A 26,872-nucleotide genomic window follows, 5' to 3' on the forward strand; every position below is an offset into this window, starting at 1 on the left:
GCTCACCTCCGATTTGTTGGGCGAGATGATGCACGGTCGCGGCGCGGCGGCTTATGGCACAATGCCTGATTATTTTGATCGCGATTGTGCCTCCTGTGGAATTTCACGATGCGGTTGCCGATCGCGTCGGCCAGCGGCTGAGGCTCACCATTCCGGCCTATGAACTCGGAAAGGCCGAGATGGCTCCATGCGGCCACAACGAAGTCGACGAATGGGCCCGACGCGCCGCCGGGCGCGGGCCGGTTGGTGTAGCGCGACCAGATCCGGGCCAGCCGCTCGATCAGAACGGCCGCGAGCCGGTCTTGGTCGGATCCTCCGCCGGCAGACAGCCGGGCATGGGCGCGCTGGACATGCACCTCGCGGAGGTTGGTTGAGAAATCCACCGACTGCTGAATGGTGATCTCGAGCAGTTCGAGGTTGGCGGCTTGGCCATCCCTGGACACGGTGCTCTTTGCGAGAGCCTCCGCCTTCAGCCGGGAAACCTGCCGGGCGCTCCGTTCTGCCTGCAGGATGACTTTCAGCCATCGCTTGCCGTCGGCTACAGCCTTGCGGTCGTCCCGCCGGATCGCCACCGCGAGGAGCGCATGGTCGGCCGCGGTCCGGACATCCTGCCGCAAAGCGGCGACGTCGACCCTTAGCACCGCGGCGAACCGATCGACCGATTTTACCTCGCCGATTTTACCAGCCTGAAACTCAGGTGAAATTTCACCAGCACCCCAATGCGCAAATTCCCCTTTCCCGCTAGCGGTTTCGCTCCCACTCTTCACAGCTTCAGTTTCAATTTCACCCTTTTGCAAACCCCGCCTGACTGGAGATGGCGCTTGCTCAGTCCTGCCGCGTTGCTCCGGCGGTGTGACAGGACCCGGAACAACAGGCGAGGGGAGCGCCTGCGGCCCGCCCAAAGGGCCGCGTTGGGCGCTTCCAACGCCCTTAGGGGTGTGGGGGGATTGAACACATCCGATCGAAGGGGGGATCGAAGGCGTTTGAATGGGGGATACAACACCTGATCGAAGGGGGGATCGAACCGATTGAAGGGGGATCGAAGGGGGGATCGAAGTGCAGCGGGATACCATCACCGCACCCGCTCAATGTGGCTCGTGGCTCGGCTCTTGGGGCCCGTGGTGATGGTGGTGATCTTACCGGCGGTGTACAGACGTTCCATCGCGGCGACGAAGGCCTTATCTGCAACGCCTGCAGCATCCGGATCGTTCACGAACTCGGCTGGCGCGTATCCGCGTCCTGGGTGAGGGCGCACCGGACGGCGCTGCGCATTGCGCTTATCAAGGATCCGCAGGAACAGCTCGTCGACGTCCCGTTCAGCGGCCGCGCGATGGTGCGAGGGAGCACCGCTCAAACCTTCAGGAACGAAGGTGAGGCCATCCCAGCGCAGGTTGATCTTCTCGCCCTTGCGCCCGCGATTACTCTTTGTCACCTCGAGCAAGCGCGCGTCCCGGTCATCCTTGTCCGGCTCGGTCAGGCTCAACATCGACCGCACGGAGTTCCGCCAGTCGACCGAGTTTGCAGTGCCGGACCCATCCGCCATGCCGCGCACGCTCGGGTGATCTAAGAGGACGATGGCGGTGTCGTGCTCTCTGGCGATCTTTCGCAGCATTGCGAGGAAAGCTCGCACTTGCCGGCGAGCGATGGCTTCGCCATCGAAAACGGCCGCGATGGAGTCAATCACGACTAGTGCAGGGCGATATTTTCTGATCCAGCTTTCCAAACTATCGAGCAGTGGAGCTCTGGTCAGGCGGCCATCCCCGCCAGCATGAACCAGCCAGGTTTGTTCTAGGTCTGGAAAGACCAGATGCAGGTTTTCAAGGCTGTGAGGATCAACTCCCCGGTGCTTGCAAATGCGCTCAACGCGGTCGCGGATGTTGCTTTCGGGCTCCTCGCAGGAAAGGAACAGTGCCACGCCGTTCTCGATCGTGCAGCCGAGCCAATCAGCCAAGCCCGCGGCAACATAGACCAGGAGCTGCACGAAGATTTCAGTCTTGCCAGCACCACCATTGCCGGCGCCGATCGTCAAATCCCCCGATGGAATTCTCGCGTGAGCAAGCCATCGTTGCTTAACGGGCTCGGTGCCCTTCCATGCTACTGGCGTGATGGTGCTGAGTTGGGCCAACTGCACTGGAGCGGCGGTTTCTAAGGTGAATATCTTTTCTCCGGGGATGATGTTCACGCGGCAGCGTCCTTTTCAGGGAACGTTGCAAGCAATCGATCTCCATCTCCGTCATAGTCAGCCAACGCCAGCAGGAAATCGTTGTAATCCTTGAACGCGTCCGGCGGAGTTCGAATAAGGACACGCCGGTCGCCTCGCTGATATGCCTCAGCTGCACGTTTGGCGGCCGCGATGCCGGGCTGATCATTGTCCGCGAAGATGTGCAATTCGCGAACCGTTTCTGGAACTTCGACCCGATGAAGTCGTGAAGCGCCGAGGGATGCCCACACCGGCATTCCCGCCAGGATCTGTGCGGAGAGTGCCGTCTCGACGCCTTCGGCAAGGCCCATCGTCTCTGCGGCAGGACCGAGCCGAACAGCACCGGCGCCGAGGGCGCCCATCGTGATCTTGCAGGGGTTAATCCGACGTTCCCAAAGAGAACATCGGGAAGGCACCGAGGCCTTTTCCCCATCCGGCGTCAGCATTGTACGCTGCAAAGCTACGGCTAATCCGTCCGGGCGCTGAACTACGGCCACCAGCGAAAGCGACGGCCGATGAAACAGGAGCGATTTCGGCAGGACGGGAAGGCCACGCCGCTGCAGATATTCCTCCGCGGGGGTGTCCTGCGGTGGCTCGCAGTCGTCGATGATGTGCAGGGCAGCAGGATCGGGTTTATGCTCAGCCGGCTCAGGCGCCACGCGGGCCAAGGCTGCGCGCGCGGTGCTGATCCGGGGCGCATCGACCAGGTTGCGGGCCCGCAGTTCGTCGAGGATGTCATCGAACGAACAGCCGGCAAAACATTTCAGCAACAGCTTGCCGTCGCCGCCATGGATCGACAGCGAAGGAGAACGGTCCCCGCGGCCCTTTCCGTGGGTCGGGACGGGGCAGCATACCATCCAGCCTGCGCCGGTCCTGCGGCCCTTCAGGGCGGTGCCGATGCGATCGGCTTCGTCGCGCGTGCTCATCGCTGGCGTCCCGCGTCGAAGGCCAGCCCGGCGAGCAGTGTCGCGGTGGCAGCGGATAGGCCGAATTGGTGCTGGAGGTGTTGCGCTTGGGCGGCTGCTATGTCACGTTCCGGGGGCGAGCATTCCAAGACGATCCCGCCGGTGCAGAGGTTGGCCCCTCGGCGCCGGCTTCGCTTTTCTAGGCCCGGTGGTGCTGCGGAAAATCGATCTGAGCGGTTTTGCGAATTGGCTGTAACCGATTGAGTTGATTGGTGCGATAAAGTGCCGGTTTTGCAGCTATGGCATTGAATGTTCTCAATTGCCTGTAGCCTTCCAAGCTGAATACGAGGGTTCGATTCCCTTCACCCGCTCCAATAATTTCAGGCACTTATCGGAATATTTGATTTCCATTCCGACAAGAGCGCAGGAATCCATTCCGACAAACGTTCACTTTCCGGCCGCCTGCTTGCGCCGCTTCATCTGTGCGTCCAGCTTGGCCTCGTCGTCATGATGAAGGTCGTGCGCCATCGCTTTGGTCGATGACCATTGGCCGTTCTTCATCAGTCGCGTTCTTGTGGGGCCGGACGTGCTCGCCTCGGTGGTCCCGCCATGCCGGCCAAACGACGTGAAGGTCAGCTCAGGGCGCAAGCCCGCAGCCGGAAAGATCTTCTTCGAAATGCGCTCCACTTGAGTCGGCATTCGCCCTTGCTGCTCAACGACACCAAGCGAAATCAACTGCCTCGCAAGGCCAATTTCCGCTATCTTGCTCGCTCAACCGGACACGATGATCCCGATGGACCGGGCGAGATCCCGTCCGTGGATCAGGGGTGGGGGGAGCCATGCCGAGCTTCGTTCAGTTCCTGCAGAATTCGGGTGTGTACCCTGCGCAAAATTTCATGATCGTTCCTCGGGGAGGCTTCAACCTGGTCTGCCTTCGCGACAGCAAGGACGTTGGCCTGTCGTATGATCGCAATCGATTACTGGTCGAGGATGTGCGGCTCGATGACGTCGAACGTGTCGCTCAGGAATACATTAAGACCCGCTTCAGGGAGCAAAAAGGCCAGGAGCGCGACGACCAGTTGCTGCGTCTGCGTACAGCGCTGTATGCCACTGCACGGCCGGACGGCCCTGCGCGCGGCCTCAAGGTCTCGCCCAAGGATAAAGGCATTCCCGAGCTTAAAGCCGTACGCGGCAGCACAAGCATCAAGTTGGATGTCGCCATTCTGCCGCGCAAGGATTTCACGATCGCGTTCAAATTCCTCAAGTACCTCGATCAATCCGGCAATCTGATCAACGCCACGAAATGGACGCCGGACGACGTGCCCTGGTTCCTCACCAAGCTGAACTGGACGTTCGGGGCTCAGGCAAATATCTTCTTCACCCCGGCAGAGGCGACTTGGATGACGGTCCGGAAAGCCCTGGGGCCAAAAATCTCGCGGGATGTTTTCCGCAAGGAGATCGTCCCGTTCAAGGTGCGCGGCGCCGATCTCACGTGTTTTCTCGTCGGCGACTATGACGCAATGGATAACGAGGCGGCTGGAGAGTATCTGCCCGACGAACTGGTCTTCGTGGTTGTCGATCAGGGCAATCCACCCGTGTTCGACTATGGCGAGGCGTTCATTGGCGTCATGGCGCACGAGGTCGGTCACTTCCTGCACCACAAGCGGAACATTCCCGGGAGTGGGCACCATAATCGAAGGGGCATTTTGCTTTCCAGCGGCATGGAAAGCTTGTCCCTGGACAAGCAACTCGTCACCGACCTCAACGCGTGGTGAGAGCGCTTGTTCTCCACTCACGCTTTGGCAGCAATGTACCCGTAATAATTCATAAGGAAGTCCCCAATCGAGAGAGGCTTCCGAGCGCCACCCTTGCCCGGATGCGGGATCGCGTAATCTCCTTTGCCCCATGTGAAGATCGTTGTCGTCACGTTTCCGTTCGACACTTGTATCCTGTCACGCAAGACGACCCAGTGCCGCGTCAACACCGAGCCTTCATCCGACTGGTCGTCATATTCGATCATGTTGGCGCTTATGAACAGGCATACGCGGTATCCACTGGCGAGCAGGGCGTTGGCTTCGTTGACGCTGTCGATGCCTTTGCTGAATTTCAGATTGGTCTCCTCGCGCACGTCCTGGTATCCGGCCTTGCGGAACCATTGCTCCATTTCGCTCGGCAAGGTGATCCCCGCGACGTCGCTTATTCTGCCGGTGTCGTCAAAATCGAGGAACCAATTTTCGGAGTCGCGAATGGAGGCGCAAGTCAGCCAATCGACGTGGTCCAGCGAGTAGGGCGGCGTGTAGTTTTTCACGTCCTTTCCCGGCTTGATCAGCAGGCGGCCGAGGTTCGCCTGCCCCTTCTGATACAGATCGATGGCGAACCGCGCATATTGCCCCGGCTTGTCGGATGCGTAGCTGAACATCAGCGCGGAGGGGCCGCACATGCTCGCTTGATCCTGATCTATGAGGCTCGGCTTCGCAATTCGCCTGAGAATGCCTATCCCGACGCGGTGCGGGTCGAGCTTCGGAAAGAATGTGGTCCTCGTGTTCTTGAGGAAATCGCAGACCATCTCCGCGGCGAGCTTCTTTTGATCCGAGTTGAGGTCGTACGGTCCAACCCCGAGCCACTTCTTCTTTTCGTCGCCGACGAAGAGCGTGATGAGCTTCTTCGAAGTCGGAGAAAGCGTTCTGGAGGTGTTTGCAATAGTGGTCAGGTCGTCCAGCTCGAATGCGGTGACCATGCCGTCCGTGACGGTCGCCCTGATAATGTCGACGACTTCCCCATAGTCCAGCTTGGAATCGTCGAGCAGACCCTTGCGAAGTGCGGCATCGACGGATGGCGTCGCGATCCCGTCCCATTGACCCTTGGGAGGAGGAGGCTTGGCGGCTGCCTTGGTCGCGAGATCAACGAGCCGAGTGAAGGTTGGCCCACCAGGCCGGATATAGCCGTCCGGCGTGCCCGGGAAGTTCTTTTTCTGGAAATACAGGATCGAGTTGTAAAGGCTGTCGCTGGCGTGACCCGTCACGACCATTTGCGGTTTGAGCGTGGTCTCGGCTCCTCCGTCGGAAATGGCGATCTTGTTGAGCAGCGAGATGACCAGTTCCTGGTCCTGCTTCCAGTTTTGGCAGCTGCGACCCGTGGCGGCAAACCGTCCTACTTTGTCTTTCAATTGCGGCATGAGCAATCACCAGCAATATGATCGTTTTCAGTGGCGGATTGCGGGCTCAACTATCGCATTGGTGGTCGGCTGAAGCGTCCACGCTAGCTTGTCGATGAACTCGTACTCAAATAGCGCCTGCGGATCGGTTCCGAAATAGTATCCATACTGATGCAGAATCTTGGAGCCCTTGGCGACCATCTCGCGCTTCCATTTCAGGTCCTTGGCAGAGCTGAACTGAAATCCAATCACCACCGCATAGTTTTCGTACGCTTCGGCCACTTGCAGAATGGTTGCGCGCGTCAGGATGCCAGCAGGGTCTTCCAGACCTTGAACTCTGAACGCGGTGATGCGGTTCATCAGATTTGATGCAACTTCCTCCTCGGATCAACCCATGATGCCCGCTGCAACGCCCTTTGCAAACCCCTCCTTGATGAACTTGACTTGAATGTTCTTGAGTGCCTCTCGGGCCGCGACCTTGTCAGCCACCATAAGGACCAGATCGGGGATCATCGCAGCGATGTTCTCGGCCTTGAAAGCCTCCTTTAAACCCGCCTTGAAGCCGGCCTTGGCCGCGCTCCAAAATCCTCCGCCAGCGACGGAGCCTGCCGGCGGCGGCGGGACCTCTGGCGGGGTCGGTGTGTTCCGCGGGACCTTCAATCTCACCTCCGGTGCCCGGAAGTCGAGCGCTTGAACGCCTCTCCTGCGCATCGCAATGAGCGTTCCTCCGCTGTCCCTGGTCAGCAACACCGGATTCTTGATGCCGCGAGCCACTCCGCCTGCCCTGACCTGGGCAACAACATCGGAATCGAACGCGGAAAGCCCGTGATTCAAACCCTCATTGCCCCACTTCCAAACTTGCGCGCGGGGCACCTGGGTCATCATTTTGTCTTCGACGATCCGCAAGTCAGTGAGCAATTTTTCGCCGGACTGAGCACGCGCTCCCTTTAGAAATTCAAACTTGACCCGCGGTGAGATCAGAACCTCGTGACCGTCCTTGGCCAGATTGAGAATTTCATTCTCGAAGCGTCGGCTGAGCGCTTTCTCGGCGGTGCTCGCCGCAGCTCTTTGCCCGTTCTGTATGTCTATAAGAATATTGGTATCGAGCCAGACGGGGGGCTTTAAGGGCGCCATTGCAACAACACCATTGGCATAAACTGTAGGACGCATTTTGCGTCGGCGAGCCTATCCCTCAGTCGCGTCTGCTGAAGCGCCGGTTCAAGCGGCTCTGCCGCACCCTCGATCGCAGACATGCGATCGTCAGCGCGCGCCTTTCGGCTTGGAGCCAAGCAGATCATGCGTTCCACTGACGCTTAACGTTCCCGAGCACTCGAATCCTCCGAAAATGCCGCAGGAGCCGGTGACGGTGACGCGCAAGTCCTTGCGTTGATACAGGTCGACCGAAACGCCAAATCGCGAAAAATCGTTGGCGCTGTTCGGCAGGATCAGGTCGATGTGATCGATCGCCCAGCGCGGCAGGTGAGGATTGCTCTTCCAGAACAGTTCATTGACGGCGTGGTGGCCGAAATTCGGTCCGACCGTGAGGGCGCCGTCTGCGCCCTCAAACACGAAGCCGGTCTCGTCGATGTGAACATTGACCCGGTCCGGCGCTACCGCGAAATGCAGCGACGTGATGTCCTGCGGCTGCGGGTCCTTGCCGAACTGCGCGCTATAGTCGTCGCTCCATTGCCCTCGGCCGCGCCCGAGCCCGAAGCCGTGCCGGCCCGGAAGGTCTCGCGTCGAGAGCGGCCGGTCGGATAGTTTTGGGCGCCAGATCTCCCGGAATCCCTTGCCGATTGTGGCTGCCATCGACAGGTCGAGGGCCCAATGCGACGGCTTCTCCGGGCTTTTGCCTTCGGCGAAGGCGTCGAATCCGTCCGATGTCTTGGCAATGCGCAGCGTCTTGATCAGGTCTTCCCAGTCCTTGGGCAGGAACGTGACGCCGTCGAGCGTGCTCGTCGCGGCCGCGACGCCATACTTCTCCAATTGGCGTCGGATATAGGCCTTCTCGTCATAGAGGCGGACATTGGGATTCGGCCCCGCGAAATATTTCGACAGATCGATCTGCGGCCGGAGCATGGTCAGCCGCGCCGCGATCTTGCGGTAAGTGTCGGTCGTGGTCGGGTCGGTGGTCGTCACGGGGCTGCCCTCCGAGTGAAAGCCAGTCCCCGATTTGTCTGATCCGGCCGGGGCCGGGTTCAACTGAACCTCCCAACCGGAAACGCCGACCACCATTCGTGGAGCAGTGTCAACAGCAAGGACGATCCGATGTCACTTCGGAGCAGGGTGCTAGACGTACTCAATGGCCCGGCGGTCGCACGCATTCGCTTCCGGTTTCCGATCCGTGGCAGCCACGTGACGATTGCACCGCAAACGTTCCATCACGTCGCTCGCGCGATCCGGTTGGGACAGGTCAGCGTCAGAGTTCCGACGGACCTCGCGGCAAATGTTGCGGCACAATATAACGACGTCGCGCGGACCCGGGCGGACGGTACGGTCGTCGCGGCGAATACGCTGGAGGTCGTGTCGGCGACGGGGCGAATGGACGAAGCCTATATCGTCCACGAGGCCTTGCATGCGGCTTACGATCTGCTGCGTACCGGCCTTGACGGCAATGCGGAGGAGGCGTCCGCCTATGTCTGTACCGCGCTCTACTGCCGCATGACGGGCCTGCCGCGACCCCGCTGGGCGAACGGCCCGATCTACGCCAATGCCGCGGAAGTCGCCCGAACGTTGCTGTCGCAATATCAGAAGGGTGATCCCGGCATTCCCTGGGTCGGCGAGCATGAATGGCAGATGCTGCGCGCCGGTGTCGGCCTTAGCGCGGTCTATGCCAGCGGACCCGGCGGCATTCTCACCGGGTGGCTGCTCGGCCAACAATACACCCACGACGGCTGATGGGACGTGGGGCGTCCGCTCCACAAAATGACGGGCCGGCTCCTTGCCGCCCGTCCTCAGGCCACCAGCAAACCCAGTTTGCCGACCGTCGCCAGCGAACGGTCAACGCTTTGTCGGGTTGACAGCAGCAACGGCTCGGCGGGCTGCCCGGCATCATCCAATTGCTTGACCTGGATGGTCGGTCCGAAGATTTCAGTCATTTCGGCTGTGATTTGCTCGATCGTCCGGGAGCCGTCGAGCAGTTGCAGAAAGTGGCGCGTCCTGTCGTCCTCCAACTGCACGGTTTGGTGAAGCAGATTGGTGACCAGCGGGCCGCTCTGCGCCTGTCTGCGGGCGAGCAGACTCGCCTGCGGACAATCCGTGACTTCTTTCACGAGAAACGGCCGTGATTTCAGAAAGGAGACCTCGCCGCTGCAGGCCAGGATATAGAGCGCTTCCGTCAATATCCGTTGGTCATCGGCTGTTTGCCGGCCTTCCAGCAGCGTCCGGGCGCCATCGAGCAGTTCAGTGAACGAGAGTGCGCGCGGCCAGGCCCGGCCGAGACAAAGATGTGCGGCCTTCAGGAGCGGATTGGTCACGGTGATTCGGCTGCCGTCCTGATTTTCAAATTCCATCTCGGAATCGTCGGTCAGGCAGGCGTCGGGGCGACGTGGGCTGGTGGTGCTCAGCAGATAGAAGGCGGTGATGAAGTCGAGATCGACCTTGCGGTCAAGGGAGATGCCTTCGTGGCAGAGCAACGTACGCCGAAACCCGTTGCCGTCGATGAAGTCCTGATACTGATCGCGCGCCATGAACTCGCTTTCGGGAAAGCGCTGCAGCGTGGCGCGGACCTCTTCGGTGTAACCGGCAAGATAGCGTCGTGAGAAATCGGCGTCGCTCAGATATTGCAGCCCATGTCGGCCGGCGTCTTCGACGACTTCGTGCAGCAGGAACGCCGTCGCGCCAGAATCGAGATCATCGTGAAAAAGCAACTCGTCCGGAGCCTTGAGCACGCGGTTGCACTGGTCGCGCATGACTGTACCGTGCACCGAGCTGGACTTCGATCCTTCGCTGAGAAATTTCACGATGGCGCGAGCTTGTCCCACTTTCTCCTTCATCCCGGTGATGCGCCGGGTGTGGTAGCGCATCATGTCGCGGACCATGTCGCGAAGATGCGAGAACGGGTGCGCGTTGTAACTGACGTAGCAGAGCCCCTGTGGCGCCAAATTCCGTTTGAAGATGGACATCATCTTCTCGCGCACGATCGGTGGTACCCATGAATACACGCCATGGGCGATGATGTAGTCGAACTGTCCGAAGGCCGCGTCGACATCCATGATGTCGCAATGCAGAAGCCTGATGTTGCTCAAGCCCAATGCGGCGATGTTCCGCTGTCCGCGTTCGATCGTGACGCCGCTCAGGTCGATACCGATGAACTCGCTGTCCGGATATTGAAAAGCCATCGGCAACAGATTGCCGCCAACGCCGCAGCCGAGCTCCAGGACCCTGCAGCGCTCGACCGGAGCCGGCTGCATGCCGTAGACCGTAGCGATCGTTGCCAGATGGTTCGGGTGCGTGAGCCCGTAGACATGCCCGGGATAATACACCTCATCGTATGGTGTGGTGCCGGTGGTCGGCTGGCGGTGCTCGGTCTGGATGTTCATCGCAGTCAGTTCCACGAATATGCAAACTTGTCGTTCACGATCGAGACGCGCGTCTGCTTGACCTCCTCCTTGGCGAGAGACTTGCTCAGGAATTCGCGCGACAGTTCGGGCAGCAACGTGTTGGTGATGATGTTGTCGATCATCCGCCCGCCGGAGTCCGGATCGTTGCAGCGGGATACGATGTGCTCGACGACTGCATCGTCGTAGCCGAAGGCAGCCTTGTGATTATCGCGGAGGCGCTGTCCGATCCGGTCGAGCTGCAATCTGACGATGCCGGCAAGCATCTCGTCCGAAAGCGGAAAGTAGGGGATCGAGACGATGCGCCCAAGCAACGCGGCAGGGAACACCTTCAGCAATTCCGGCCGCAGCAGCCTGGCGAGTTCTTCCGGCTCGTTGCGATACTTCGGATCGCGCGCCAGGCTCATGATGAGATCGGTGCCGACGTTCGTGGTCAGAATGATCAATGTGTTCTTGAAATCGATTCGCCGACCGTTGCCGTCCTCCATGACTCCCTTGTCGAACACCTGGAAGAAGATCTCATGGACGTCGGGATGGGCCTTCTCCACCTCGTCGAGCAGGATAACGCTGTAGGGCTTGCGCCGGACCGCTTCGGTGAGCCGGCCGCCTTCACCATAGCCGACGTAACCCGGAGGTGCGCCCTTCAAGGTCGAGACCGTATGGGCCTCCTGGAACTCCGACATGTTGATCGTGATCATGTTCTGCTCACCGCCATAAAGGGTTTCGGCAAGCGCGAGGGCGGTTTCTGTCTTACCCACGCCGGACGGTCCGGCCAGCATGAAAACGCCGATCGGCTTGGACGGGTTGTCCAACTTGGCGCGGCTGGTCTCGATTCGTTTCGCAATCATCGTCAGCCCGTGGGACTGGCCGACCACGCGTCGATTGAGAATTTCGGGTAGCTTCAGGACGGTTTCGATCTCGTCGCGCATCATTCTGCCGGTCGGGATACCGGTCCAGTCGGACACGACAGAGGCCACCGACTGCTGGTCGACATGGGCATAGATCATCCGCTTTTCCGGATTGATGCCTTCCAGTGTCTCGAACTTGCCGCGCAACTCGACGCGCTTCGTCGCTCGATCTTCGTCGCCGTTCTCGGAGAGGATTTCGCGAATGCTGCGGATGTCCTTGACGAGCTCCTGTTCCTTGGCCCAGTCGGCCTCCAGGCCGGACAGCTTGGCCTTCAGCGTCGCTATGTCGCCGTCGATTGTGGTGATGCGCTCGCTGTTCTCGTCCCCGAGATCGCCGTCGCTGACCAGCGCCGATCGCTCGGCCTCGCGGGCCGCGATCGCGACGCGAGCGTCCTCGATCAGGGCCGGCGTCGCGCTTTGACTGATGGCTACTCGGGCCGAAGCCGTGTCCAGCAAGCTGACCGCCTTGTCCGGCAGCTGTCGGGACGGAATGTAGCGATGCGACAGGTTGACCGCAGTCACGATCGCGGCGTCCGAGATGCGAACGCCGTGGTGCTTCTCCATCGGGCCCAGGAGACCGCGCAGCATGATGCAACAGGTCTCGACATCCGGCTCATCGACCTGGATCGGCTGAAAGCGCCGTGTGAGTGCGGGGTCCTTTTCGATGTACTGGCGATACTCTGCCCAGGTGGTGGCGGCGATGGTCCGCAGCGTGCCGCGGGCGAGGGGAGGCTTGAGGAGATTGGCCGCGTCGCCGGTGCCGGCGGCGCCACCGGCCCCGATCAGCGTGTGCGCTTCGTCGATGAACAGGATAATCGGGGTAGGCGAGTTCTGTACCTCGTCGATCACCGAGCGCAGGCGCTGCTCGAACTCGCCCTTCATCGAGGCACCGGCCTGCATCAGGCCGATATCCAGCGCGCAGAGCCTGACGTTGCGCAGCGGCGGCGGCACCTCGCCGGCGGCAATGCGCTGGGCAAATCCCTCGACCACGGCGGTCTTGCCGACGCCGGCCTCGCCGGTGAGGATCGGATTGTTTTGCCTCCGGCGCATCAGCACGTCGATCAATTGGCGGATTTCGTCGTCTCGACCGAGGATCGGGTCCATCTGGCCCGATCGGGCCTTGGCGGTCAGATCCTGGGAGAACCGGTCGAGCGGCGTCGTCCCCTTGGGATTCGCCCGGTCCGTACCGTCAGTACCGGCACCGGCCAATCCGGAGCCGTCCATCGGACGCATGGTCTCCTCCTCGGAGCCTGCCCAGATGGCGCGGTGCTCCGCAGCCAATGCGTCGACATTTATCTTGGCGAATTCCTGCGAGATGTTGTTGAGCGCACGACGGATCTCGTTCGATTTCAATCCGGCGACCAGGAGATGTCCGGTGCGGATCTGGGTCTCGCCGAAGAACAGCGTGGCGTAGTGCCAGCCACGGTCGAGAATATCGATGACCGAATTGGCGACGCCCGGCATGTCGGTTTCGTTCTTGCGGAAACCGTTGATGACGCCTGCGAGGTCCGACAGCAGCCGCGCGCGGTCGAGCTTGTAGTGATCCACCGACAGGCTGAGGTCGGTCCGCTCCTGTTGCAGGATGTGAAACAGCCAGTGCGCAAGCTCCACGTTACGGTTGCTGACGCTCTTGGCGTGGCGCAGGGCCTGTATGAAGGCATCGTAGCCGGCCCGGTTCAGTTTGCCAGTCACGGCCTCAAGGCTGATATCGGTCACGATGGCGCCTCCTGCTCAATCCCCGGGCGATGCCGGGTCGTCGCGGAAATCGGCTCGAATTCCCATGATGTTAGGACAATCGGAGCGATGCTTAGGTTCAAATCGGCTGCTGAACAGTCGCAGCGTTGCGCCGGGCTCTGAGACGCTCGGCAAGGTGAAAGCGTGCATCGCGCCGATACTCCTCGGTCGAGGCCCAGTTCGGCGAAACCCAGCTGGTCCATCCAAGGCGTCCGCTCTGCCCGAGCTTCATCGGGACAACCGCTCCCGCCGGAATGGCAAGTTCCACCTCCCACTCGAGTTCGTCGCCGATGTAGAAGTAGATGGCGTCAGCCAGGGGCTCGGACAGGTTCGGCGCTTCGGTGGGCAGGAACTGCTCGTATTGAGCAAAATCCTTCACGAACACGCGAACCCTGATCTTGTCTTCGACGCTGAACACACGCGAGCCCAGGAGCGCGTCGTGACCAAGCTTGGCGTGCGTCCCGCCGAGCCGGCTGCAATGGCTTGGGTCGAATGGGAGCCACGTGCCGACGAACTCGTCGATCTCGACCCTGACATCGAACAGCCCTTGCAGCAGCCGCGCCAGTCGTGATGCGGATTTCGCTCTCGGTGAAACCAGCCCGGCGAAGCTCAGCTTCGCCATGTCAGGCACGGTATCCCGATTGGCAAAAATATCGGAGCCGAGGCCGGCGAAGGAGCCGACATAAGCGATGAAGCGGTCGTCTGATGGCCGATCATGCTGGGCGATCGGCCGTGCGTCTGCCCAGGCTCGAAAGAACAACTGCAGAAAGCGTCCGTTCAGCAGGTCGAGAAAACGGGGGAAAGCGTCGTCCCGCATCAACTGCCAGCCGACGCTCTCATCGGTGGTAGCCAGCGGCAGCGCGCCCTGCGGTCCGAGCAGGCCGAGGAATTTGACCAGAATTTTGAGCCTGCCATCACGATCGTCGACCGAGCTCAGATTGGAGGCGGGAAATTCCAGATAGGGGGTTTGACCGAGGTCCACAAACTCCTCGCGACGCGCTGCACTGTCGCCGATCCGCGGTCGATCCGGATTGCATCGCTCGAGCTGGCGGAGCGTCTGAAAGAAATCGAACCGCCAGGGCTCGGCCTTCATCTGGTCGATCAGCGTCACAGCGGCCTCCGGGTGCCCATGCGGGCCGGCCAACGCATGATCTCGCCGCGCTCCGGGGTCGAGATGACGGTCTGGGTGAAGGTGTTGAAGCCTGAATAGTCGGCGAAGAAGCGTTCCAGCACAGCTCCGAGCAGGAACACGCCGCTGCCCTCGAATGCCTTCTCGTCAAGCGTGACCGTGATCTCCAGGCCGCGCGCCGCGCCGCTGCCGGTACGCTCACGCACCCGCCGCACCACGGGCCTGCTCTCGACGCTGCGCACGCCACGAATCTTTCGTTCCGTCGCATCGTCGAACTGGTCGGCGAATAAGGACAGCATCTCCCGCAGTGCTCCGGCGTTCTTGCCGCCGCTGCGTTCCACGAGGCCGAGATAGTTCAAACTCAGCATGTTGATCAGGCGCCAGCTGACGACGCCGCTATTGGCGATCTCGCTGCGGCTGCGCAACTGCGCCACCACCGGCTCGCGTGGTCGGGTGGGGCCGGCGATGCACATCAGCTCGAGCGAGGTGTCGTCCAGCAGGCGAAAGTCGGCTCCGCCCTGGCCGACCGGCAGATGTTCCGTGAGATGCCGGTTGGAGCACAGCGCGCGGACGCTCAGCTCGGCGGCGGATCCGTCGCCGCTCGGGTCGCCGGGCTCGAGCAGCGAGAGGAACATGTCCGTCCCGGTATAGTCCGAGGCCGCGCCATAGGTCTTCTCTTCGACGGTGCGCCGCCGCGGCAGCCGACGAACCGTGTAATAAAGTCCCTCGACCAATCCGGCCGTCCTGTCGACGGCGGCGGAGTACAGCGGACGCACGCGCCGCTTGTCCTTTTCCGCCGGAAAGTGCGCGTAAACCTCCAGCACCTGGTGCGGCTCGTATTCGAGGTAGCGGCTTCGGTCGGGCACCACGTGGTATTCGTAGGTGTTCGACTTGATCGGGATGCGATCACTGGTCTTTTCGAACAGGTTGATCGCCGGGGCGGTGTAGAGACTGAACGTATCCGCCCGGACCGAGGCGGCGAGACGCGAGTTGTGTTCATCGAACGCGAAGACGATATCGATGGATTTGCTGCGCAACCGCGGCATCACAGCGCGAAGCTGCGCCAGATTGACGCCAAGGAACTTGCGCGGAAACACGAAATATTCCCGCAACAACTCCGAGCCGCGAAAGACCCGGTTGTCGTTCGGAAACAGGGATTCGTTCTCGCTGAAGCCGACCTGCTGCACACAGTCGTTCGGAGCCCGGATGACGACCGGATCGCCGAAATCGTCGAGATAGCGAAAATAAAGCCCGACGCAATTCGAGGTCAGTTGTTCGTAGAGTGCGATGGCATCCGACTCGGCGCCGGTCAGGTAGATGGGCAGTTCGCTGGTGCGGCAGCCGGCGAACCAGGTCTCCGGTTTGTTGCGAGTCTCCGCGTCCGCCGGCTCCTCGTCGAGCCGCGCGGCGGTACGGTGTGTCAAGGAGAGCCTGAGTCCGGCGATGACCTCTCCGCCGACTGGAATCCCGAGGGCCTGCAACGCGCCCGCGGTCGCAAAATATTCGGCGCCGGTGACGTCAAAGGGCCAAAGCACGATATCGCGGCAAAGCCGGAATCGACAGGCGAGGCTCCGTTCCCTTTCGCGATAGCTCGCGTCGAAATAGGCGCCTCGCGCGATCTTCTTGCCGTCGCGCAACGCCGGATCGGCGTAGGTCGGCTGAATCTTGACCAGCATGGCGGACGGAGTCGGCGCGAGATAATTCGGAACCAACTGCTCAAGCAGGTTCGCGGTGAATTCCGGAAACTCGTGCTTGAGCTTGAGCTGGACACGCGCGGCGAGAAATGCAGCGCCCTCTAGCAGGCCTGAGATCATCGGATCCGAGCGGTCGCGGACCAGACCGCCGAGGCGCTCGGCGATACCAGGATATTCCTCGGCAAAACCTTCCGCGTGCTCGTACAGCAGCGACAGTTCACGATTGTAGAAGTCGAGGAATTCGCGGTTCATGCTATAATCGGTTGATCTGTATATCGCCGCTGTCGAGGTCGACGTCTGCGACGAATTCCACGGGCACGTTGAGCGGTTCGCATTTCAGGTCGGAATGCACGACAAAGCGCAGTTTGAGCTGCTCGGCGCCCACGGAGGTGTCGCGCCGCACCCGGATGGACTTGCGATCGAGTCTCGGCTCGTAGGTCGTGAGCGACATGCGCAGGGCATCGCTAAGCTCCTCGTCGGTGACTTCGTCGATCGAACGGTTTGCGATATCGGGGAAACCATAGTTCAGGATCGAGGTGCGGACGCAGCCGCGACCGGTCAGGTCAAGCGTCGATTCGAGGGCAATGGTATTGAGGAGTGTTTCGACGTCCTGCGAAACCTCGCGCCTTAGCAGCGTCTCCGAGATCGGGAAACGACCAGCGCTGCGCCGTCCCGCTATCACTCGCTCGCCGAACTGATCGCGCAGTTCGAGTGCCTTGCGCGCATCGCGAGCATCATGAGCCGCACGAAAGGCCAGCATCAATGGCGGAGAGAGCCGGTCCTTCCTTGGCGTAACGGTCATTGACGGTCCCCGTACAGCCGGCGCCGATTGCCGCTATTGGCAACCGGCGCCGGGCAGGAAGCCTGCGATCAGGCCCATTCCTTGTTGGCCGCAACGTCCCATCCGAACACCGGAGACGCGCCGGCGCCGCCTTTTTCGGTCTGGGTCTTGTAGGTCATTTTGACCTTCTGGAAGTTCAGGCTGACGTTTTCGGTGAGGCGATCCTCGCCGTGCGATCCGCCCGTCGAGACGCTGGAAACCAGAACGTGCTTCATCTCGATCTTGAGATATTCGAGCGGGTGTTCACCGGCCTTGCGTACCGTGAGGATGGCGCTGTCGATGTGCTTTCCATTGGCGCAGACCTTGAAAAGCTCGGGTGTCGCCTTGTCCACGAAGTGCGTGAAGTGGAGGTCTTGAACCGCGACCTTGCCGGCGCCGCCGCCCGACCCGCTGTGGAACGTGCCGCTTTGGCTCTCGCCGAACGACCAGCTCAAAATGTCGATTTCGTCCTTGTGTTTGTCGTCGAGCGACTCGCCCTTGATCGGATCGAGTTTCAAAAAGATGTCGACAGCCATAGCATAGCCCTTTCAAAATTCTCTGATGAGTGACGGTTGCAATAGCGCGGCGTCAGGAGCTCGGGCCTGGCAGGCGCGAAACGAGACTGAGACCGACGTCCATCGCTTCCAGTTGAAAGTGTGGACGGAGAAAGAAGCGCGCGTTGTAATATCCCGGGTTCTCCTCGTTTGCTATGACCTCAACCTTCGCAGCGGCCAGCGGCTTGCGCGCTTTCTGAGCTTCTGACGACAAGGCCGGATTGGCATCAACGTATTCGTTGATCCAGGTCTGCAGCCAGACCGTCAGCTCATCCTTTTCCTTCATGGATCCGATCTTGTCGCGAACCATGCACTTCAGATAATGCGCAAAGCGGGATACTGCGAACATGTAGGGCAGGCGTGACGACAGGTTGTCGGACGCGGTTGCATCCACGCCCTTGTCGCCGAAATACTTCTTCGGCTTATAGAGCGACTGGGCGCCGATGAAGGCGGCCTTGTCGGTGTTCTTGCGATGGATCAGCGGGATCAGTCCCGCCTTTGCAAGCTCGTGCTCGCGACGATCGCTGATGGCGATCTCGGTCGGGCATTTCAGGTCGACGCCACCGTCGTCGGTCGGGAACGTATGCGTCGGCAGGTTGATGACCTCGCCGCCGGACTGGACGCCGCGGATGCGCGTGCACCAGCCGAACTCCTTGAAGGCGCGGTTGATGTTGACCGCCATCGCATAGGCGGCGTTGATCCAGCCGTATTTGTCACCGGTGTGCCCGTCCGTCTCTTCTTCGAAGGCGAACTCTTCCACCGGCTCCGATTTGGCGCCGTAGGGGAGGCGGCCCAGTGCGCGCGGCATGCACAGACCGAGATAGCGCGAGTCGTCCTGATCGCGCAGTCCCTTCCATGCGGCGTATTCCGGCGTGTCGAACACCTTGCCGATGTCGCGAGGGTTGGACAGTTCGGTCCACGAGTCCATTCCCATCAGCGTAGGCTCGGCGCCGCTGAAGAAGGGGGCGTGCGCGGCGCCGGCGATCTTGCTGAGATCGCGGAGCAACTGCACGTCGGTGGGGAGGTGGCTGAAATAGTAGTCGCCGATCAGGCAGCCGAACGGCTCGCCGCCCAACTGGCCAAATTCGTACTCGTAGATCTGCTTGAACAGCGGGCTCTGGTCCCAGCGCGCATCGGGATAGAGCCGCAGGTTCCGATACAGCTCGTTCTTGGAGACGTTCATCACCCGGATCTTGAGGTTGGCGTCGGTCTCGGAGTTGAAGACGAGGTAGTGGAGGCCGCGCCAGGCACTTTCGATCGCCTGGAATTCGGGCGCGTGCAGGATCTCGTTCATCTGCGCGGTCAGCTTCTGATCGATCCGCGCGATCATCTCCTCGATGGTGTCGAGCACGTCCGACTTGATGACGCTCGTATCCTTCAGCGCTTCCTGAACGAGCGTGGACACCGCGTTCTCGACTTCGGTCGCCGCACGTTCGGTGCGCGGCTTGAAGCTTTGCTTCAGCAGGGCGGCGAACTCGTCAGCCTCGACGGTCCCGACCTTGGCGGTGGTCTCTTTGTGGATTGCTTCTTTTGCCATGGTCCCCATTCCTTCCCTTAGCTGTTGCTGTCGGATTCGGTGGACTGGCTGGTCGCGCGCTCGCGCAGTGCGGCCATCAGTTGAGGATCGGCGAGGAGCTTCTTCAGCTGGTCCTCGGCACCCACCTTGCCATCCATGTAGCGCAGCAGGTTGGCGAGCTGTTCACGCGCTTCGAGCAGCTTGGCCGTCGCCGGCACCTGGCGGGCGACCGCCACCGGCGTGAAGTCGGATATCTTGTTGAAGCGCAGGTTGACGGAGATCTTTTCGTCGGACCCGTCGCTGAGACGGTTGGCGACGCGCGCCGTCACGCCGGGCTGGATCGCCGCCATGCGGTTGTCGAAATTGTCCATGTCGAACTCGAGGAACTTGCGCTCCTCGACCTTCGCCTTCTCGATGCCGGGGTTGTTGCCGGAAAGATCGGACAGGACGCCCATGACGAACGGCAGTTCGATCAGCCGCTCGGCGTCGTAGGGATCTTCGTAAGTGATGTGCACGCGCGGTGCGCGGTTTCGGCGAATGAATTTTTGACCGCTGTCGGTTGCCATTGGGTTGCCCTCTTCACAAAAAAATCTCTGCGGAAGCCGACTTGCGCGACGCAGGCAGGGAAGTGCCTCGGTGTTTCGTCGGCGGAGCTTCCTTCCGTTCAGTTAGTCCCGTCGAACGGAAGGCGGGTTCAATTCGATTTAGCGATCGCCTTCAGAGCGCCCTCCGGCAGCACTTCGTTCAGCAGGCTGAGGAAGTCTCGCTGTGCGAGTTCACGTGCGCGATCGACCAGGAACGGGATCGGGCTGGACGGCTCCGCGGCCCGGAAGAACGACGCGACTTTGCTCAGTAAGTCCAACGCCTGGGCTCTGTTTTCGGCTGCAAAAACAGTACCTTGAGCCTCATTTTCGGCCGCGGATGGGAGCGAGGTGGCGAATTCCGCCATGCGCTCGATCGGCAGGTCGAAGACTTTGTCGCGACCGATATTGATGGCGGCGGTTTCCACGTGGGCCGGCATCAGCATCCGCATCACTTCGATAAACGATTTGCCAACCATGTCCTGCGCCTGCCGCACCAGCAACAGCGCCGGGCTCGACGGTTCCTTCCGAGCGAAGTAGTCGGCAGCCGCCGCCAGCGCCGCGGATGCCTGTCCGGGTGACGTGACTGCGCCGGCGATTTCGATCGGAGGCTGTGGGCCGTCTTGGGCGGTCTCCTCCGGGGATGAGGCAGCTGCGGCCGGATCGCGTGCGGTCACCAGAGCTGCGAGCCAGCTGGACAAGCCGTTCGCGACGCCCGCCAGCCTGTCGAGACTGATGGGTTGCCCCGAGTTCAACTTTTCGTGCCAAACCGATTTGATGCCGGCAATCTCGGCAGCGACCGCCGAACAGCGGGCGCTCACCGCCTTGAGGGTGTCGAGATCGGTCTCGGCGACGATGCGCTCGATGGTTCCGAGATCTGGCATGTCGACATCGGCATCGCCGGCGGGAATTTCGCCCTTGGCAATCTGATAGGCTCGGTAGTTGAGGCTGCCGTGCCGTCGATTTTCGATCAGGGGAAGGAATTGGAGCGGGTTGATCACCGTCGGAAACACGTCGATCGCCTCGATGGTGACCGCACGAAAGGCATAGTCGCCGTCCTCGCCCCTCGGGTGAACCGCTTCCCATTGTTCGCGGAGCAGCAGGCTGGTTGCCCGCAGGCAGCTGAGGAAGCCGTCGAGATCGCGGTTCAGGATGGAAAATTTGGCGAGCAGCATGGTCAGGCGCAGATCGCGGGTGCGAGCCAACAGGGGCTGCGCAGCGGCGAACTGGCCGGCAATATCGATGGCCTTCGGGTCGAAGCGTCCGCGCTCTCCATTCGCGTTGACGACCTCGAAATACGACATCGGCAGCAGCGATTCCGCAGCTGCGAAGAAGTTCAGGTACTGGACGTCGCCGGCCGCATCGAGGTCGGGCCCGCAGGGATCGTCGGGGCCGATGGGCTGGGTCAGGGATGCGACGTCGAGCATGCAAAGAGGATCCGTCTGCGAGGCCCTGGCCCCTCGACCAGGTCATGACATCTCGCGGATCACGCGGGGGATCATGATCCGATTGACTGGTAGGTCAGATCAACGCCGGCCTCGGTTCATTCCCGCGATGGTGGCGGTTTCCCGTGAACCAGCAAGCGCTTGGAACCGACTACATGAGTGCCGCAGTGGCTTCCCCGGGCGGGTGCGTTGCCGCGTCAGGAGAGTGACACCGAGCGGACTTGCCGGCCATCCCACCGATGGACGGCTCGGATTTCGGTCGTTCGTGCTTGACCGCCTGATGCGCCGATTGCGCAGCTCGTGCGGTCAACGAGGGAGTTTAACGCCCACATGGGCCAGCTTACCCAGGATACCCGCCTCTGCGAGCTCAAGACCCCCCTTGGCAAGGACGTTCTGGTTTTTGCCCGGTTCGAGGCCGCCGAAGGTCTGAGTGAACTGTTCGAATACCGCATCGAATGTCTCAGCGAGGAAGCCGATCTCGACTTCGATCGGGCCATCGGCAAGCAGTGCACCCTCACCATCAAATTGCACGAGAAGGAACGCGAGTTCAGCGGCATTCTCACGGAAGCCCAATGGCTGGGGGTGAAGAACGACTATTTCAGCTACCGGATCGTGCTGAGGCCCTGGTTGTGGCTGCTGTCGCGGACCACCGATTGCCGGATCTTTCAGGACAAGAAGGCGCCCGACATCATCAAGGAGGTCTTCAACGAGCGCGGCTTCACGGATTATGAGTCCAAGCTTACCGAAGAGGGCTCATGTCCAAAGCTCGAATACTGCGTTCAATATCGCGAGACCGATCTGGATTTCGTGTGCCGGTTGATGGAGCAGCACGGGATCTACTACTTCTTCAAGCATGAAGGCGGCAAGCACACGCTGGTGCTGGCCGATTCCAAGTCCTCGCACAGTCCAATCAACGGTCTCGCGAAGATCCCCTACATCCCGCTTACCGGCTCCGATCGTCGCGGCGAGCAGCATATTTATGAATGGGCGTCCGAGCGCCGGTTCCGCACCGGGAAGATCGAGCTCAACGATTACAACTACCAGAAGCCCAACGCACAGATGATCAGCGACGCCAAGGGCTCCGAGCACTACACACGATCCGAGATGGAGTTCTACGACTATCCCGGCAAGTTCAAGGAAAAATCCGACGGCGAGCGATACGCGAAGATCCAGCTCCAGGCCGAGCAGGCGATGGATCGGCGCCGCCGGGGCAACGGCGACGCCGTCAATCTGTTTCCGGGCGGACTAACCAAGCTCGAGAAGCACTCGAAAGACTCGCAGAACGTCGAATATCTCGTGGTACGGGCAGCTCACTCGTTTTCCATCGAATCCTATCGCACTGGCGGCCCCGGCGACGCCGGGCAGCACGTCTACTTCGGCAGCTACGAATTTCTGCCGAGCGATCGGCCGTTTCGATCTCCCATGACGACGCCGAAGCCGAGGATCAACGGCATTCAGACAGCCAAGGTGGTGACCAAGGACGACAATTCGAGCGAGGAAATCGACGTCGAGTCGCTGGGCGAAATCTATGTTCGCTTTTTCTGGGATCGGAAGAAGAAGCGGTCGTGCCGGTTGCGCGTGGCGCAAGTCTGGTCCGGCAAGCGCTGGGGCGGTCAGATCATCCCGCGCGTCGGGCAGGAGGTGGTGGTGGAATTCCTGGAAGGGGATCCCGACCGGCCCCTGGTGATAGGGACCGTATACAACGATGAATACAAGCTGCCGTACGACCTGCCGTCCAAGAAGACGATCGCGGGTCTGAAATCCGACTCGACCAAGGGAGGAGGCGGCTACAACGAATGGAACTTCGAGGACAAGAAGGGGTCCGAGAAGATCACCCTGCACGCCGAGAAGGACTACGACGTCACGGTCCGCGACACCGAGACCAGGACCATCGGTGAGGCGGCGTTCGGCGGCGATACCCGCAAGACCACGCTCAAGAACGGCAACGACAAGCTTGATATCCAATTGGGCGGTCAGCACGTCAAGCTGGCGATGGATCAGTCCGTCGATGCGGGCCTGAGCATCACCCTTTCGGCCAACGTCAATATCACCCTGCAGGTTGGTCCAAGCCAGATCATCCTGTCTCCAGCCGGCATCGTCATCAACGCCCCAACCATCACCATGACCGCGCAGGCCGCCATGGCGCTCGCCGCCGGCGGCCCATTGGTTGCCCACGGCACGCCAACCATTGTCGGCTGACAGCCATGAATCAGGTTCGGTTCAGCACAGTCCGCGATCTCTTCGAAGCCTATCCGCTGGCGCGCTACGACGTCGGCAAAGCCGCTCCGGACAAACTGTCGTTGGATTTCCTGCAGGAGGCGGCCGATGCGAGCAACTGGCACCAGGCTGTGTCCTTCTGCGCGTATCTGCTCCCCAGGCGCGTGGCCGTCGCCTGGGGCTGTCGCTCGTTGCGCCAGATGTTCGACCATTTCGACGGCAATGAAGGCAGGTCGCTCAATTTCGCCGAGACCTGGGTCCGGCAGCCGGACGAGCAATCGCGCAACAAGGCTTTGGCGGTCGGCAATGCCAACGATCTCGAGCAGCCGGCGACCTGGCTGGCGCTGGCGGCGGGTTGGTCCGGCGGAAGCGTGGTTCCCGCGGAATTTGCGCCGGTCGAAGCCAAGCCGGATCAGACGGCGCGAGCGGTTCGCGCAGCCCTTTTGATCGGCCTCTGCCGGCTTACCCGTGAGTCCAGGGACCGGATAATGACGGCCTGCCTGGAGGATGGTATTCAATTGGCACGCGGCGAACCGCGCCCTCCACGCTGACGAGACGATGTGATGGTGCTTCGCTTCAACATCGAGAACGAGCCGAACCTTCCAGACGGCGGCCCTGTGTCATTTACCGTCACCGGAAGGCGTTCGGTCGACATTGGCCGGGACCGCCATCTCGATTGGACATTGCCCGATCCGGCACGGATGATTTCGGGGAAGCATTGCGAGGTCCATTATCGCGACGGCGGCTACTGGCTGCACGACGTCTCGACCAACGGCACCTTTCTCAATGGTGCCGACCAGCGTATGCGGGGAGCGCATCGGCTGCGCAACGGCGATCGGCTCGTCATCGGCCACTATGTCATTGGCGTTTCGCTGGACCTGGATGAGCCTGCCGAGGACACTCCGAGCCATGGTGCGCAGCAGCAAGCTCCGCTCGCTCAGCAGCACGCCGATTACTACGAACTGTGGGCTCCCGGTCGCGACGTGCCGCCGCCAATCGACCCGCAGCAGTTGCGAAAACCGCGCGAGGCCGCGCGGCCCGTCAATCCGGAATTCCTGGACTGGGCAGCGAGCGTTCCCGCGGCGGGTGTGGATCCTGTCCGCCATTCGTCGCAGATGCCTCAACGCGAGCCGCCGCTGCACGACGACATGAGCTGGGCAGCCGGTCCGGTCGCCACGCCAAAACCGCCGGTCGACGTGCTGCACGCGATGCCGACGCCGCGCCGACCGTCGGTATGGGCCGACGACGAAGCGGCTGCCCCGCCACCGCCGGCGCCTTCACCGGCAGGGCATGTGGGAGCGCCGCCGCCGCAACTGGCCGAGCCGGCACCGGCCACGGCCGCGTCGATCGGCAATCCGGAGTTTGCGCGCCAGGTCGCACGTGCTGCCGGGCTGCCGGACGGTTTCTTTGCCGACAAGACCGAAGCTGAACTCGCGGAACAGCTCGGCGTCATCCTGCGCATGACGGTGGAAAATTTGATGGCCCTGCTGCAGGCGCGCACCCAGGCCAAGCAGCTGACGCGCAGCACCAGCCAAACCACCATCCAGGCCATCGAGAACAATCCGCTGAAATTCTCGCCGACCGCGGAAGACGCGATGCGTATCCTGTTCGGGCCGCCGACCCGCAGTTACCTCGATGCGCCGCATGCCTTCGCCCAGGGCTTCAAGGACCTCAAATCCCATCAATTGAAGACCTATGCGGCAATGCAGCATGCCGTCCGGGGACTAATCGCCAGCATCGATCCGACGCTGATGGCGCGCGAGCTCGAGCTTCAGCGCGGCGCAAGGTCCTTGTTTGGCTCGAACAAGAGCAAGCTCTGGGATGAATTTTTGACGCGCTGGAACGCGCATCTCGGTCGCGACGAGAGCGCGCCGATCGATACCTTCATGCTGCATTTCTCCGAATATTACGACCGCGCAGACAAGTCGGGGTCAAAGTGAACTGTCGGTGACGATGCAGTCGCCGATCATTGCCAAGTGGATGTAGGAATGTCTTGGTACAGCAAAGTTTTCTGGTCGGAAGGCCTGTTCCTGCGGCCGCATCATCTGCAGCAGAACGATCGCTATCTCGAGCATCTGCTGGAAAAGCGCGTTCGTTACACGACACCGTACCCCTGGGGCTTTGCCCAGCTCGAGATCGATAACGATCTTACCCAGCAGAGCAAATTCGCCGTGCGCAGTGCGACCGGCGTCATGCCGGATGGAACGCCGTTCGATATTCCTGCCGACAGTCCGATCCCGGAAGCCATCGAAGTGCCGGATTCGGCCGCAGGCCAGATCGTCTGGCTGATGATGCCGGTCGCGGCTCCCAATACGCGGGAGGTGGATGAGGATCGCACCGACAGCGCAAGTCGCTACGTTCGGACTGCCGAAACGTTTATCGATTCAACCTCGGCGCTGCGCATCGAAGAAGAAATTGACGTTGTCTATCCACGCCTGTCGTTCGAGCTGCGCAAGACGAGCAAGCCGGGATACATGGGTCTCGGCATCGCTCGCATCCTCGAAGTGCGCGACAAGAACATCCTGTTCGACGACAAGTTTGTGCCGCCGATGCTGGTCTGCGCCGCGCATCCGGTTGTCGATGGCTGGCTCAATCGAATCATCGGCTGGGTCGAGACCAAGCTCGACGAGCTTGCGCGCTACGCAGTCGATCCGTCGTCCGGCGGCGGTTTGCAGAGCGTCGACTATCTGGTGCTGCAGGTACTGAACCGGACCATTCCGGTGCTGACTCATTTCAAACGATCCGGCAGTGTACATCCGGAACGGCTCTACGAGGAATTGCTGAGGTTTGCCGGTGAGCTTGCGACCTTCGCGACCACCGAACGACGCGCACGGGACTACCCGGCATACGATCACGACAACCTCGAATACGTCTTCACGCCCCTGGTCCGCGACATCCAGGATTTCCTGAGCGCGCGGCTGGGCAGGCGGGCGATTCGTCTGGAGATCATCGAACGCGCCCAGAACGCATTTGTATCGCCGATCCGCGATCGCGCGTTGTTCCGAAATGCGACCTTGGTGCTGGAGGTCGCCGCGCGGCGGCCTCTCGTGGAGATTCAGAATGAATTCCCGCACCTGTTCAAGGTCGGGCCCAACACAAAAATGACCGAGATCGTGCACGCAAACCTGCCGGGTTTGACCCTGGTGCATCTGCCGACACCGCCACCGCACATCCGAGCCATCACAGACCACGTCTATTTCTATCTCGATCGCAAGTCGCCGCTGTGGCCCGAGTTCAGCACCGCGGCCTCGATCGGCATGCATTTTTCCGGCGACTGGCCGGAGCTTGAGTTGTACCTTTGGGCCATCCTGGAAGAGCGGCCATGACCGACAGGGACAAGCCGGTTAATCCTTTCGGTCGGGGTGAGCGGACCATCATCCGTCCGAACCCTGGCGGGAAGATGCCGCCGGCTCCGGCCCCTCAACCTCCAGCAGGCGAGGGACCTGCCAGCCGTCC

Annotated in this window: 23 protein-coding genes; 6 read left to right on the forward strand and 17 right to left on the reverse strand. The window is 61.3% G+C overall.

Features of this window, described 5'->3' with window-relative positions:
• Positions 1-2 precede the first annotated feature (2 nt).
• From J2R80_RS24760 to J2R80_RS24775, 4 genes are all read right to left on the reverse strand, one after another.
• Positions 3-797, reverse strand: a complete 795-nt coding sequence (locus J2R80_RS24760; protein WP_253639581.1) for a hypothetical protein — start codon at positions 795-797, stop codon at positions 3-5.
• Between the two features lie 275 nt (positions 798-1,072).
• Positions 1,073-2,182, reverse strand: coding sequence for an AAA family ATPase (locus tag J2R80_RS24765; RefSeq protein WP_253639582.1), 1,110 nt, complete (start codon positions 2,180-2,182; stop codon positions 1,073-1,075).
• Positions 2,179-3,126, reverse strand: coding sequence for a toprim domain-containing protein (locus tag J2R80_RS24770; RefSeq protein WP_253639583.1), 948 nt, complete (start codon positions 3,124-3,126; stop codon positions 2,179-2,181). Before J2R80_RS24770 ends, J2R80_RS24765 begins: the two co-directional genes overlap by 4 nt.
• Positions 3,127-3,552: 426 nt before the next feature.
• Complete coding sequence (locus J2R80_RS24775; protein ID WP_253639584.1) at positions 3,553-3,840, reverse strand: hypothetical protein; 288 nt, start codon at positions 3,838-3,840, stop codon at positions 3,553-3,555.
• Positions 3,841-3,944: 104 nt separating this feature from the next.
• Between J2R80_RS24775 and J2R80_RS24780 the strand changes: the two genes are divergently transcribed.
• Complete coding sequence (locus tag J2R80_RS24780) at positions 3,945-4,880, forward strand: hypothetical protein (protein WP_253639585.1); 936 nt, start codon at positions 3,945-3,947, stop codon at positions 4,878-4,880.
• A 17-nt stretch (positions 4,881-4,897) separates the two neighbouring features.
• Here the strand turns inward: J2R80_RS24780 and J2R80_RS24785 are convergent, their stop codons facing one another.
• The 4 genes from J2R80_RS24785 to J2R80_RS24800 all read right to left on the reverse strand — a co-directional run bounded on the left by J2R80_RS24785 (position 4,898) and on the right by J2R80_RS24800 (position 8,398).
• Positions 4,898-6,280, reverse strand: a complete 1,383-nt coding sequence (locus J2R80_RS24785) for a hypothetical protein (RefSeq protein ID WP_253639586.1) — start codon at positions 6,278-6,280, stop codon at positions 4,898-4,900.
• 27 nt (positions 6,281-6,307) lie between these two features.
• On the reverse strand, positions 6,308-6,619 hold the full coding sequence (locus tag J2R80_RS24790) for a hypothetical protein (RefSeq protein WP_253639587.1): 312 nt from the start codon (positions 6,617-6,619) through the stop codon (positions 6,308-6,310).
• A 27-nt stretch (positions 6,620-6,646) separates the two neighbouring features.
• Complete coding sequence (locus J2R80_RS24795) at positions 6,647-7,393, reverse strand: type II toxin-antitoxin system VapC family toxin (protein ID WP_253639588.1); 747 nt, start codon at positions 7,391-7,393, stop codon at positions 6,647-6,649.
• A gap of 126 nt (positions 7,394-7,519) precedes the next feature.
• Positions 7,520-8,398 (reverse strand): hypothetical protein, encoded by an 879-nt coding sequence (locus J2R80_RS24800; protein WP_057019602.1) that lies wholly within the window; start codon positions 8,396-8,398, stop codon positions 7,520-7,522.
• 129 nt (positions 8,399-8,527) lie between these two features.
• Between J2R80_RS24800 and J2R80_RS24805 the strand changes: the two genes are divergently transcribed.
• Complete coding sequence (locus J2R80_RS24805) at positions 8,528-9,157, forward strand: hypothetical protein (RefSeq protein ID WP_141339674.1); 630 nt, start codon at positions 8,528-8,530, stop codon at positions 9,155-9,157.
• A 56-nt stretch (positions 9,158-9,213) separates the two neighbouring features.
• Here J2R80_RS24805 and J2R80_RS24810 read toward each other — a convergent pair whose 3' ends face one another.
• From J2R80_RS24810 to J2R80_RS24850, 9 genes are all read right to left on the reverse strand, one after another.
• Complete coding sequence (locus tag J2R80_RS24810; protein WP_253639589.1) at positions 9,214-10,800, reverse strand: class I SAM-dependent methyltransferase; 1,587 nt, start codon at positions 10,798-10,800, stop codon at positions 9,214-9,216.
• Between the two features lie 5 nt (positions 10,801-10,805).
• Positions 10,806-13,442 carry a type VI secretion system ATPase TssH gene (gene tssH, locus J2R80_RS24815; RefSeq protein WP_141339672.1) on the reverse strand — a complete coding sequence of 879 codons (2,637 nt, stop codon included), beginning with the start codon at positions 13,440-13,442 and terminating at the stop codon, positions 10,806-10,808.
• Positions 13,443-13,539: 97 nt separating this feature from the next.
• Entirely contained in the window at positions 13,540-14,604 is a 1,065-nt protein-coding gene (tssG, locus tag J2R80_RS24820) for a type VI secretion system baseplate subunit TssG (protein WP_076831489.1), read from the reverse strand.
• Positions 14,568-16,535 (reverse strand): type VI secretion system baseplate subunit TssF, encoded by a 1,968-nt coding sequence (tssF, locus tag J2R80_RS24825; protein WP_253639590.1) that lies wholly within the window; start codon positions 16,533-16,535, stop codon positions 14,568-14,570. Before tssF ends, tssG begins: the two co-directional genes overlap by 37 nt.
• A 1-nt stretch (position 16,536) precedes the next feature.
• Complete coding sequence (tssE, locus tag J2R80_RS24830) at positions 16,537-17,085, reverse strand: type VI secretion system baseplate subunit TssE (protein ID WP_092082332.1); 549 nt, start codon at positions 17,083-17,085, stop codon at positions 16,537-16,539.
• A gap of 68 nt (positions 17,086-17,153) precedes the next feature.
• Complete coding sequence (locus J2R80_RS24835; RefSeq protein WP_016843423.1) at positions 17,154-17,639, reverse strand: type VI secretion system tube protein Hcp; 486 nt, start codon at positions 17,637-17,639, stop codon at positions 17,154-17,156.
• Positions 17,640-17,691: 52 nt separating this feature from the next.
• Positions 17,692-19,194, reverse strand: coding sequence for a type VI secretion system contractile sheath large subunit (gene tssC / locus J2R80_RS24840; protein WP_057019596.1), 1,503 nt, complete (start codon positions 19,192-19,194; stop codon positions 17,692-17,694).
• A 17-nt stretch (positions 19,195-19,211) separates the two neighbouring features.
• Entirely contained in the window at positions 19,212-19,739 is a 528-nt protein-coding gene (gene tssB / locus J2R80_RS24845) for a type VI secretion system contractile sheath small subunit (RefSeq protein ID WP_253639591.1), read from the reverse strand.
• 128 nt (positions 19,740-19,867) lie between these two features.
• Entirely contained in the window at positions 19,868-21,181 is a 1,314-nt protein-coding gene (locus J2R80_RS24850) for an ImpA family type VI secretion system protein (protein WP_253639592.1), read from the reverse strand.
• Positions 21,182-21,529: 348 nt separating this feature from the next.
• On the opposite strand from J2R80_RS24850, the gene J2R80_RS24855 reads away from it, so the two are divergent.
• From J2R80_RS24855 to tssK, 4 genes are read left to right on the forward strand one after another with little or no spacing between them, the layout of a single operon-like run.
• Positions 21,530-23,398, forward strand: coding sequence for a type VI secretion system Vgr family protein (locus tag J2R80_RS24855; protein ID WP_076831482.1), 1,869 nt, complete (start codon positions 21,530-21,532; stop codon positions 23,396-23,398).
• Between the two features lie 5 nt (positions 23,399-23,403).
• On the forward strand, positions 23,404-23,967 hold the full coding sequence (locus J2R80_RS24860; RefSeq protein ID WP_253639593.1) for a DUF6931 family protein: 564 nt from the start codon (positions 23,404-23,406) through the stop codon (positions 23,965-23,967).
• Positions 23,968-23,979: 12 nt separating this feature from the next.
• Complete coding sequence (gene tagH / locus J2R80_RS24865; RefSeq protein ID WP_253639594.1) at positions 23,980-25,356, forward strand: type VI secretion system-associated FHA domain protein TagH; 1,377 nt, start codon at positions 23,980-23,982, stop codon at positions 25,354-25,356.
• Positions 25,357-25,404: 48 nt separating this feature from the next.
• Positions 25,405-26,742 carry a type VI secretion system baseplate subunit TssK gene (tssK, locus tag J2R80_RS24870; RefSeq protein WP_028335406.1) on the forward strand — a complete coding sequence of 446 codons (1,338 nt, stop codon included), beginning with the start codon at positions 25,405-25,407 and terminating at the stop codon, positions 26,740-26,742.
• Positions 26,743-26,872 lie beyond the last annotated feature (130 nt).

The organism is Bradyrhizobium sp. USDA 4541 (assembly GCF_024171085.1).
GTDB lineage: Bacteria > Pseudomonadota > Alphaproteobacteria > Rhizobiales > Xanthobacteraceae > Bradyrhizobium > Bradyrhizobium australafricanum.

What these genes read in the sequence shown, in the direction of transcription:
- J2R80_RS24770 (WP_253639583.1), bottom strand. Translation starts at nt 3,126, where the DNA reads ATGAGCACGCGCGACGAAGCCGATCGCATCGGCACCGCCCTGAAGGGC.
- J2R80_RS24780 (WP_253639585.1), top strand. Translation starts at nt 3,945, where the DNA reads ATGCCGAGCTTCGTTCAGTTCCTGCAGAATTCGGGTGTGTACCCTGCG.
- J2R80_RS24785 (WP_253639586.1), bottom strand. Translation starts at nt 6,280, where the DNA reads ATGCCGCAATTGAAAGACAAAGTAGGACGGTTTGCCGCCACGGGTCGC.
- J2R80_RS24790 (WP_253639587.1), bottom strand. Translation starts at nt 6,619, where the DNA reads ATGAACCGCATCACCGCGTTCAGAGTTCAAGGTCTGGAAGACCCTGCT.
- J2R80_RS24795 (WP_253639588.1), bottom strand. Translation starts at nt 7,393, where the DNA reads ATGGCGCCCTTAAAGCCCCCCGTCTGGCTCGATACCAATATTCTTATA.
- J2R80_RS24805 (WP_141339674.1), top strand. Translation starts at nt 8,528, where the DNA reads ATGTCACTTCGGAGCAGGGTGCTAGACGTACTCAATGGCCCGGCGGTC.
- J2R80_RS24810 (WP_253639589.1), bottom strand. Translation starts at nt 10,800, where the DNA reads ATGAACATCCAGACCGAGCACCGCCAGCCGACCACCGGCACCACACCA.
- tssF (WP_253639590.1), bottom strand. Translation starts at nt 16,535, where the DNA reads ATGAACCGCGAATTCCTCGACTTCTACAATCGTGAACTGTCGCTGCTG.
- tssE (WP_092082332.1), bottom strand. Translation starts at nt 17,085, where the DNA reads ATGACCGTTACGCCAAGGAAGGACCGGCTCTCTCCGCCATTGATGCTG.
- J2R80_RS24835 (WP_016843423.1), bottom strand. Translation starts at nt 17,639, where the DNA reads ATGGCTGTCGACATCTTTTTGAAACTCGATCCGATCAAGGGCGAGTCG.
- tssC (WP_057019596.1), bottom strand. Translation starts at nt 19,194, where the DNA reads ATGGCAAAAGAAGCAATCCACAAAGAGACCACCGCCAAGGTCGGGACC.
- tssB (WP_253639591.1), bottom strand. Translation starts at nt 19,739, where the DNA reads ATGGCAACCGACAGCGGTCAAAAATTCATTCGCCGAAACCGCGCACCG.
- J2R80_RS24850 (WP_253639592.1), bottom strand. Translation starts at nt 21,181, where the DNA reads ATGCTCGACGTCGCATCCCTGACCCAGCCCATCGGCCCCGACGATCCC.
- J2R80_RS24855 (WP_076831482.1), top strand. Translation starts at nt 21,530, where the DNA reads ATGGGCCAGCTTACCCAGGATACCCGCCTCTGCGAGCTCAAGACCCCC.
- J2R80_RS24860 (WP_253639593.1), top strand. Translation starts at nt 23,404, where the DNA reads ATGAATCAGGTTCGGTTCAGCACAGTCCGCGATCTCTTCGAAGCCTAT.
- tagH (WP_253639594.1), top strand. Translation starts at nt 23,980, where the DNA reads ATGGTGCTTCGCTTCAACATCGAGAACGAGCCGAACCTTCCAGACGGC.
- tssK (WP_028335406.1), top strand. Translation starts at nt 25,405, where the DNA reads ATGTCTTGGTACAGCAAAGTTTTCTGGTCGGAAGGCCTGTTCCTGCGG.